This window comes from Barnesiella sp. CU968, assembly GCF_905219685.1.
Lineage (GTDB): Bacteria > Bacteroidota > Bacteroidia > Bacteroidales > Muribaculaceae > Lepagella > Lepagella muris_A.
Genome location: NZ_CAJMXD010000103.1, coordinates 1 through 8,578 on the forward strand (window position 1 = coordinate 1; position 8,578 = coordinate 8,578).

Sequence of the window (8,578 nt, forward strand, 5' to 3'; positions counted from 1 at the left end):
GCCCAATGACCCGATAATGTTGTATAGCGCGGTAAACATGAAGTTGCGCGATTCATATTCCACTCTTGAGGAATTGTGTGCGGCAGAAGGAATAGAGCATGAGATTCTGACCGATAAACTTAAACGTGCCGGGTTTGAATACAATCCGGAAGTCAATCAGTTCAGATGAAAACAGTTTCTGAGTTCGTATAAAATTAAACACACAAGCGGATTATGGGATTAGAGACAGAGAGGAAATATCTTGTAAAAGATAGCTCATATCGCAATCTTTCGTTCAAATCAAGTGTTATCACTCAGGGTTATCTGAATCGTGATCCTGAGCGGACTGTCAGGATTCGCATAAAGGATGAAACCGGATTCCTGACTGTCAAAGGAAAGAACATAGGTGACACACGACTTGAATTCGAGTATGAGATTCCATTGCAGGATGCCAGGACGTTGCTTGGATTGTGCGATGGATGCGTGGTTGAAAAGATACGCCATTATGTGAATTATTCCGGTTTTATATGGGAGGTAGACGAGTTTCAAGGCAGGAATGCTTCTCTTGTTGTGGCGGAAATAGAATTGCCCTCATCGGATGTGGATTTTGATGTTCCGGGTTTTATCGGAGCAGAAGTGACCGGTGATCCGAATTATTATAATTCAAACTTGTCTTGATGTTTTTTTAACTGTTTAAATCTAAGCGGTTTATTAACAGATTGATGTTCTCAATATTTTTAGTTCTTGCGAATCAATAGGGTAATAATATTTTTCTCGTGTCTGCTGTTTATTGTTCTGTTTTGGCAGACTGATGTCTGTGCCAAGATGGTCAGACCTGAGGTCTTGGATACGATCAGTTTTGGGAATGCGCGGGGGCGTGATCTCAAGGAGTTGATAGTCAAGCCTAAGCGAAGGAAATATTCAAAAAAGAATAATCCGGCTGTTGAATTGATGGAGCGTGTCAGACAAGACAAAAGGCACCATGATCCCCAGAGGTCGGATTATTACCGTTATGACAAATACGAGAAGACCGTTCTGGCTCTGAATGACTTTGATGTAGGACTTGTTCAGAAAAATGGAAAGGTCGGAAAGCAATTCGACTTCTTGGCTAATTTCATAGACACCGCCGCATGGACAGGAAAGACTATTCTTGATGTCGCCCTGAAGGAGAAAGTGTCTACTGTAGTTTCCGGCAGCAAGTTTCCACATGCTGTAGAAGTGGTCAGAGGTCTTAGAAGCAACGGACTTGACGAGGGTTTCAATCAGCAGAATATACGTCAGATTTTTGAAGACCTGTTGCGGGAGGTCGATTTATATGGCAATGACATAGCATTGATGCAAAACAGATTTGTAAGTCCTCTTTCGGCAATAGCCGATGATTTTTATAGATATGAGATCAGTGATACGCTTCTTGTAGGAGGTGAAAAATGCGTTGAACTGACTTTTTNTCCGCATAATCCGGAATCATTCAGTTTTAACGGTAAACTCTATATTCCGGTCAATGACTCTGTCAGATATGTAAAACGCGTAACGATGCGTGTGCCCAAGGCAATCAACCTCAATTATGTGGATAATATCTTCATAAGTCAGAATTTCATAAAGGATTCGACCGGCAATACACACAAGACTCTTGATGACCTGTGTCTTGAAATGCAGTTTCTTCCGGGCACTCCGAAACTCTACGGCTCACGTCAGGTCAGATATTCCGGGTTTTCATATGTTCCGGCTGAAGATTTAGGCAATGTCACGGCGGGTGGAGGACGTGAAATATTACTTGCATCCGCAGAAAACGAGTCTGAGGATTTCTGGAAGGAGTCACGTCTTATTCCATTGTCGTCAGCTGAGTCAAATATGGGTGAAATGATGTTCATGCTTCGAAAGAAACCTTTATTGTACTGGACTGAAAAAGTGTTGAAAGTATTTGTAAACGGTTATGTGACTACCGGAAATCCAAGTAAATTCGATATAGGACCGGTGAATACTTTTATAAGCCATAATACAGCGGAAGGAATGCGTTTCAGAGTAGGCTGTGTCACGACGCCTGCGTTGTCTCCGCATATTTTCGGACGAGGTTATGTAGCTTATGGTTTAAAGGATAAAAAGATAAAATACAGCGGAGAACTTGAATATTCGTTTATTCCGAAAACTTACACATCGCGTGAATTTCCGGTTAATTCAATCCGTGCGACATATCAGTATGATAAGGATCAACTTGGGCAGCACTATCTTTTTACAAATTCAGACAATGTGTTTCTGTCGCTGAAAAGAATGAGCAGTGACCTTATAACATATCGTCGGCTCGCAAAGCTTGAGTATAACCTCGAACTGAGAAATAATCTTTCCATAGGAGTGGAATTGCGTCACGAGACGCAAGAGGCTACAGAATGGATCCCATTCATGCGTGCTGACGGTGTGTATGACAGAAACTTCAAACAGGCGGCACTCCGTCTTGCCTTGAGATATGCGCCGGGTGAAAAATTCGTGCAGGCAGTCACAAGCAGGAAACCCATAAATCTTGATGCGCCGGTCTTTATGCTGACACATGAGTTTGGTCCCAGAGGTTTATTTGGTGCAGACTTCACTCTTAACAAGACAGAATTGTCGATTCAGAAAAGATTCTGGTTTTCAGCATTCGGCTATGCCGATATAATATTGAAAGGGGGCATTATATGGAGCAAAGTACAGTTTCCCGCGTTATTGTGGCAGAATGCCAACATCTCGTATACTATCCAGCCGGAATCGTATACGCTTCTGAATCCGATGGAATTTGCGATGGACAAATTCGCTTCACTTGATTTGACTTATTTTATGAATGGGTTGATATTTAACAGAATCCCTCTGATAAAGAAACTGAAACTGCGCGAGGTTTTCACATTCAAAGGATTTGCAGGTAGTCTGAGTAAAAAGAACAATCCGGAATACAACGATGACCTGTATCGTTTTCCTCATGCATCCGGCAATGTTGCGATGGGCAGAACTCCCTATATGGAGATAGGTGCGGGTATTGATAACATATTGACAATTCTCCGCGTTGACTATATCTGGAGACTCACGTACAGGGATATGCCTGGAATTGATAAGAGAGGACTCAGGATATCACTTCATTTCTCTTTTTAAGAAACGCGTTGCAAAGAGTTTCTTTGTCAGAAATTTTCATTAACTTTGCATGATGGGCGGTAGTGCGCCCTCTGCAAATTATTGTATTATGAAGATTATATCGAAATTTTTGATGATATGCGCTTTAATGATTTCTTCAGTAAGCGCCAATGCCGCTCCCTCATTGCCCGTTGTGGAGATTCTCGGTAAGAATTATTATGTCTATGAAATCAAAAAGGGTGATTCATTATTCGGGATCTCGCGTGCATACGGCTGGGACTACGATCAGTTGCAGCAATTGAATCCCAAGGCGGTTTCTCCTCTCCAGAAGGGGATGAAGGTATATTACCCAGCCGAGGAGGATGCAGCAAAGACTCAAAAAGTCAGCAATAAAAAAATGCAGGAAGATTGTCATAAACTGACGCATATCGTGAAAAGAGGCGAGACTGTCTATGCCATATCGAGAATGTATGGAATTCCGGTAAATACCATATTCGAACTCAATCCAGGGAGTAAAACCGGAATAAAAGAGGGTGAGACATTGCTGCTTGCTAAAAACAATGTCTCCGATGAAGAAAACAACGCTGATTTTTATACAATAAAGAAGGGTGACACTCTTTATGGCGTGGCAAAGGCTCACTTTACATCTGTTGCGGCTATAATGAAAAGCAATCCAGGTGTTTCGGAAAAGAATTTTAAAGCGGGAGAGATCATACGACTGCCTGAACGAGGCACCGGTGTAAAAAGCAGTGTCAGAGAAGTCAAAGAGGAAAGTCTTCTGTCTTTTTCTACTTATAAGGTAGATAAGAAAGATACCTGGGATACTATTGCCGAGAAAACAGGAGTGGATAAAGAGGACCTACTTGAAGTTAATAAGGGTGCAGGCGAGAAGCCTAAGAAAAAGTCTATTGTCACAGTTCCGGAAATTGAGACTACAACTGTAGAGAAGACATTCATAGAAGAAGACCCCAGGGAGTTATCGGATGAAGGAATATCGGAGATATATGACAGCATTCATGGCATTACAGCTGCTCAGGATGCAAGAGAATTCAAGGTTGCCCTGCTGTTGTCAGAGCCTGCCGCACGCAAGGATCTTGAGTTTACAAGGGGATTCCTTACAGGCGTAGACAGATTGAAACACTCAGGTATTAAGTTGAATATCACAGTGGTTAATGGCAACCGCACCTCAACTGATGTGCTTACCGAACTTTCGGATCTGAATCCCGACATCGTTTTCCTTACCACAGAAAAGGGAATTCCGTCATATCTGTCGGAATATGCTGAGGTGAGTCAGACTCCATTGGTCAATACGTTTGATGTCAAGAATGAGTTATACACAAGAAATCCATATGTGATTCAGCTACTTACTCCTTCCAATTATTTTAATGAGGAGATTGCAGCAAAAGTATGTAGTGATTACAGCGATCATACAATGATTTTTGTCGGTGATGCCGATGATAATGACCTTCTTGCTTCTGCTGTCAAATCGACATTGCCCGCAGGCAATGTCAAACATATGTCGGTTGATGCTGTGTCGCAATATCCGTTTGATGAAGACAAGAAATATATATTATATGCATATCCTACCAAGAAAGATGATGTTGCCGCGTTAGTGGATGCCGTCATAAGTGCCAAAAGCGACAACCCGCTTGCCGAAATCAAGGTGTTGGGGCGTCCCAACTGGATTGTATATGATGAATCGTCCATGGAAGAGAAATTCCATGCGGCGGAGGTGCTTGTCCCTTCACGGTTCTTTTACGACAGATCATCTGATGAGAGCAGAAGGTTTGTGACTTATTACAAGTCGTTGTTTGACCGGACTCCTGCCAAGTCATTTCCTATGTATGCATGCGTAGGATACGATGCATCGTTATATTTTATCGAGGGGCTTGCAAAAGCCGACTATGACCTCAACGCAATCGGACGTTCAGAGGGGGGAGTTCAAAGTGATTTTGAATTGTCAAGACCCGGAAACTGGACGGGATTGTTCAATCCGATTGTATATCTTGTTAGATTCACTCCATATAACACAATAGAAAAGATTATAGTAAAATGAAAAAAACGGGACGTATAGTATTTTCGATGTTGGTGGCTTCGGGATTATCCGTCTTGTCATCTTCCGCTCAGACTCATTATTCATCCAATGTGTCTGTAGGTGTAAAGGGTGGAGTGGATTTGTCAAGAGTATCTTTTACACCGAGTGTGAAGCAAGGTTTTGCAATGGGGGGGAATGCAGGTGTTGCATTCAGATATATCGAAGAGAGCCATTTCGGTCTGATAGCGGAGGTGAATTTTGAGCAGCGTGGATGGAAAGAGGATTTCGAGGAATATCCATTTGAGTATTCACGAACTCTCAACTATGTGCAGATACCGTTTCTTGCCCATATTTATTTTGGGCGTAGAGGCAGATTCTTCTTTAATGCCGGTCCTGAAATCGGTTTTATGATAGGAGAGTCTACCAAAGCGAATTTTGATTACAGCAACATTTCTTCGGTTCCGGATTTTCCCTCTTCGCTGCGTACCACATACCAATATGAAATGGCAGCTGAAAACAAAGTTGATTTCGGCATTTCCGCCGGACTTGGCGGTGAATTCAGCATAAATAAAAGGAATTCCATCTATATAGAAGGACGGTTCTATTACGGACTCGGCAATGTGTTGCGCTCCGGGCGGACTGAAAATTTCCGTGGTTCCAACTCAATGTCGGTCATGGCGAGCATAGGCTACTGGCTGAGGGTGAAATAGGAGGACGCTAATAACAGTATCCTCCGTCCTTTAAACGGTTTCTTATTTATCAGCAAAATCCTCTAAAACCGCAGAAGCTCCCAAAGTATAAGATATATCAGAACTGCAGGCGCGGCGAGAAGCAGAGAATCAATTCTGTCGAGTATGCCGCCATGTCCCGGGATGATGTTTCCGGAATCCTTGATGTTGAGAGTCCGTTTGATCATGGACTCTACAAGATCTCCCCAGGTGCCGAAGATCACAGTCACAACAGCGAGCCCAATCCAGAGGAGCGCGTCATTGTCGAACCCGAAGAAGCCGGAGCATGTGTAGCAGAATAACAATGCTGCCGCTACAGTGAACGCGGCACCGCCAAAGAAACCTTCCCACGACTTTTTAGGAGATATGCGTTCAAACAGGCGATGTCTGCCTATCGTGCTCCCTACCAGAAATGCGCCTGTGTCGTTAATCCATAAAAACAGAAAGACAGCAAGCAGAGCCTCAGGACGCGAAAACAGATAGGATATTCCAACGGCACAAGCCAATGGTATGCCGATATAGATCTGGGTCATCATCGAATTTGCGAGATTATGCAAAGGTTTATCGTCATTGATATACAATTCTTCGACAAATCTTGCAATCATTATTGCCACCCACAGAATTATGGGATATACGTAGACTCCGAAGCACAATGCGATGCATCCCGCTATATCAAGAAGCAGGGTAGGAATCCTTCTGGCATTGAGATCCGAATTAATTTTTGAAAACTCGATTGCTGCGATTGTTGCAAGAGCAGAAGCCATTATTGCCACGGCTTCGTGTCCTATAAGTATGCAACCGACAATTATCCCGCAATATATTATGCCCGACAATGTACGGACTGTTAATTTCTTAAGTTCCATTTTTGTCTCTAAATTCAATGACGCGGCAAAGTTAGCTATTCTGACGCAAAATTGCAACATGCAATTGCAGAGAACTGTCATTTTGTGGTATCATAAACGAACAACGTCACCTCCTGAGGTGGCGTTGCTACAAACTTATTCGACTTGTGTCTTTGTGTATGTTGGAATTTTTCATTAAATTTACGTATTATTCAAATTTGATGTGATGAAAGACTTAAATCGACTCAAAATAGTTCTCTGCGAGAAAAAGAAAACCAGTAAATGGCTGGCAACAGAATTGGATAAGAACCCCACAACTATATCCAAGTGGTGTACTAATACTATTCAGCCTGATTTACCTACGCTCAATCGCATAGCAGAATTATTGGATGTTGATATTAAAGATTTAATTCAAAGCACTAAATAAGTATGCCGTCGCTCAATTGGATTGGAAAAGAAAAGATTATCACCCATCATTCCGAAGTGCCTTTTCGCGTGCTGGAGCATCGTTATGGCTTTAATAGCCAATGTCCTGACAGCGCTGCACCAAGCCAATCGGGAAACAAGATAATTCATGGTGATAATCTTGCAGCACTCAAATCGCTCCTTCCCGAATATGAAGGACGAGTTGACTGTATCTATATAGATCCACCCTATAACACCGGCAATGAGAAATGGCGTTACAATGACAATGTAAATGACCCTCATATTCTCCGTTGGCTCGGCGAGGTAGTCGGGGCTGAGGGCGAGGATTTCACGCGCCATGACAAATGGCTCTGTATGATGTATCCACGTCTTGTGCTCCTGCGTCAGTTGCTTTCCGACAAAGGTGCTATCTTCATATCGATCGACGACAATGAGGTGTCGCGTCTGCGTACTATCTGTGATGATATTTTCGGTGCAAACTGTTTCAAGGGTGACATAATCTGGCATAAGACCTACTCACCCCGAAATGATTCCAAAGGTATTCCAACCGAGACAGACCATATCCTTGTTTACAGCAAGTCTAAGGACTGGCTTCCGAAACGTTTGGAACGTGACGAGAGTATGAACGTCATGTATAAGAATCCAGATAATGATGTCGCTCTTTGGCGTAATGATAATCCCTGCGCACCAAATGCAGCTACCCATCAAGGAATGGTATATGCTATTCAGCATCCATTTACAGGTGAGTTACTATATCCATATAATAATGCTTGCTGGCGATATGACCAATCACAGATGTTTGAGTATATGTCCGGTTGGTGCGAGTATGAACTTCTTGAGTTAGATGATGCTGAAAAGCGTGCCGAGATTTGCGGTGTTACGGTTGAAACTGTCCGTCCCGGAGTAAAGGCTATAATGCTGAAGAACTCACTTGAAGAATCACGTGAGAAAGCGCATAAAGTATTGGAAAAAGGTCCTTGGCCTCGATTCTATTTTACAAAGAATGGTCAAGGCGGTATCGCACGTAAAACTTATCTTAATGCCGTCGAAGGAAAACTGATTACAACTTTTTGGGACTATACCGAGGTGGGGCATACAGACGCCGCCACAAAAGAACTGAAAGCTATTTTCGGCGGGCGCAGTCCGTTTGAAACCCCAAAACCGTCTACTCTGATAGAACGTATAGTGCAAGTGGCTACCGATGAAGACTCAATAGTATTGGATGCCTTTGCAGGCAGTGGCTCCACAGCCCATGCAGTACTTTCACAAAATAGCAAAGACAAGGGAAACCGCAAGTTTGTACTCGTGGAACTGATGGACTATGCCGAAGATATAACCGCCGAGAGAGTGCGTCGCGTGATGTCCGGTTATCCGTATAAGGGAAAGGTAAAGGAGAATCACTGGCGTCTCTTAAAATCTGTTAATGCGAAATTGTTAAACTCTGTATTCATGTTGGTTACGCGATTTTCTGG

At 42.9% G+C, this 8,578-nt stretch carries 8 protein-coding genes; 7 read left to right on the plus strand and 1 reads right to left on the minus strand.

The genetic code is table 11. From position 1 onward, the window contains the following. Positions 1 to 13 precede the first annotated feature (13 nt). The 5 genes from JX312_RS05730 (at position 14) to JX312_RS05745 (ending at position 5,820) form a co-directional block, all read left to right on the plus strand. Positions 14 to 169 carry a DUF4250 domain-containing protein gene (locus JX312_RS05730; protein WP_370541476.1) on the plus strand — a complete coding sequence of 52 codons (156 nt, stop codon included), beginning with the start codon at positions 14 to 16 and terminating at the stop codon, positions 167 to 169. A 44-nt stretch (positions 170 to 213) separates the two neighbouring features. Then, a complete protein-coding gene (locus JX312_RS05735; RefSeq protein WP_124029834.1) occupies positions 214 to 657 on the plus strand; it encodes a CYTH domain-containing protein in 444 nt (147 codons plus the stop codon). A gap of 165 nt (positions 658 to 822) precedes the next feature. After that, positions 823 to 3,096, plus strand: a complete 2,274-nt coding sequence (locus tag JX312_RS14090; RefSeq protein ID WP_239653823.1) for a DUF5686 family protein — start codon at positions 823 to 825, stop codon at positions 3,094 to 3,096. A 127-nt stretch (positions 3,097 to 3,223) separates the two neighbouring features. Further along, a complete protein-coding gene (locus JX312_RS05740) occupies positions 3,224 to 5,131 on the plus strand; it encodes a LysM peptidoglycan-binding domain-containing protein (RefSeq protein ID WP_204457353.1) in 1,908 nt (635 codons plus the stop codon). Further along, positions 5,128 to 5,820 carry a porin family protein gene (locus tag JX312_RS05745; protein WP_204457354.1) on the plus strand — a complete coding sequence of 231 codons (693 nt, stop codon included), beginning with the start codon at positions 5,128 to 5,130 and terminating at the stop codon, positions 5,818 to 5,820. Before JX312_RS05740 ends, JX312_RS05745 begins: the two co-directional genes overlap by 4 nt. Before the next feature lie 62 nt (positions 5,821 to 5,882). Here the strand turns inward: JX312_RS05745 and JX312_RS05750 are convergent, their stop codons facing one another. Beyond that, a complete protein-coding gene (locus JX312_RS05750; protein ID WP_204457355.1) occupies positions 5,883 to 6,701 on the minus strand; it encodes a phosphatidate cytidylyltransferase in 819 nt (272 codons plus the stop codon). Positions 6,702 to 6,906: 205 nt separating this feature from the next. On the opposite strand from JX312_RS05750, the gene JX312_RS05755 reads away from it, so the two are divergent. Continuing rightward, a complete protein-coding gene (locus JX312_RS05755; RefSeq protein WP_204457356.1) occupies positions 6,907 to 7,107 on the plus strand; it encodes a helix-turn-helix transcriptional regulator in 201 nt (66 codons plus the stop codon). A gap of 2 nt (positions 7,108 to 7,109) precedes the next feature. Continuing rightward, positions 7,110 to 8,578: site-specific DNA-methyltransferase (locus JX312_RS05760; protein ID WP_204457357.1), on the plus strand; the 1,469-nt coding region annotated here is incomplete at its 3' end.

Excerpts from the sequence above, each read along its gene's own strand:
- JX312_RS05745 (WP_204457354.1), top strand. The coding sequence starts at position 5,128 with ATGAAAAAAACGGGACGTATAGTATTTTCGATGTTGGTGGCTTCGGGA.
- JX312_RS05755 (WP_204457356.1), top strand. The coding sequence starts at position 6,907 with ATGAAAGACTTAAATCGACTCAAAATAGTTCTCTGCGAGAAAAAGAAA.
- JX312_RS05750 (WP_204457355.1), bottom strand. The coding sequence starts at position 6,701 with ATGGAACTTAAGAAATTAACAGTCCGTACATTGTCGGGCATAATATAT.
- JX312_RS05740 (WP_204457353.1), top strand. The coding sequence starts at position 3,224 with ATGATTTCTTCAGTAAGCGCCAATGCCGCTCCCTCATTGCCCGTTGTG.
- JX312_RS05735 (WP_124029834.1), top strand. The coding sequence starts at position 214 with ATGGGATTAGAGACAGAGAGGAAATATCTTGTAAAAGATAGCTCATAT.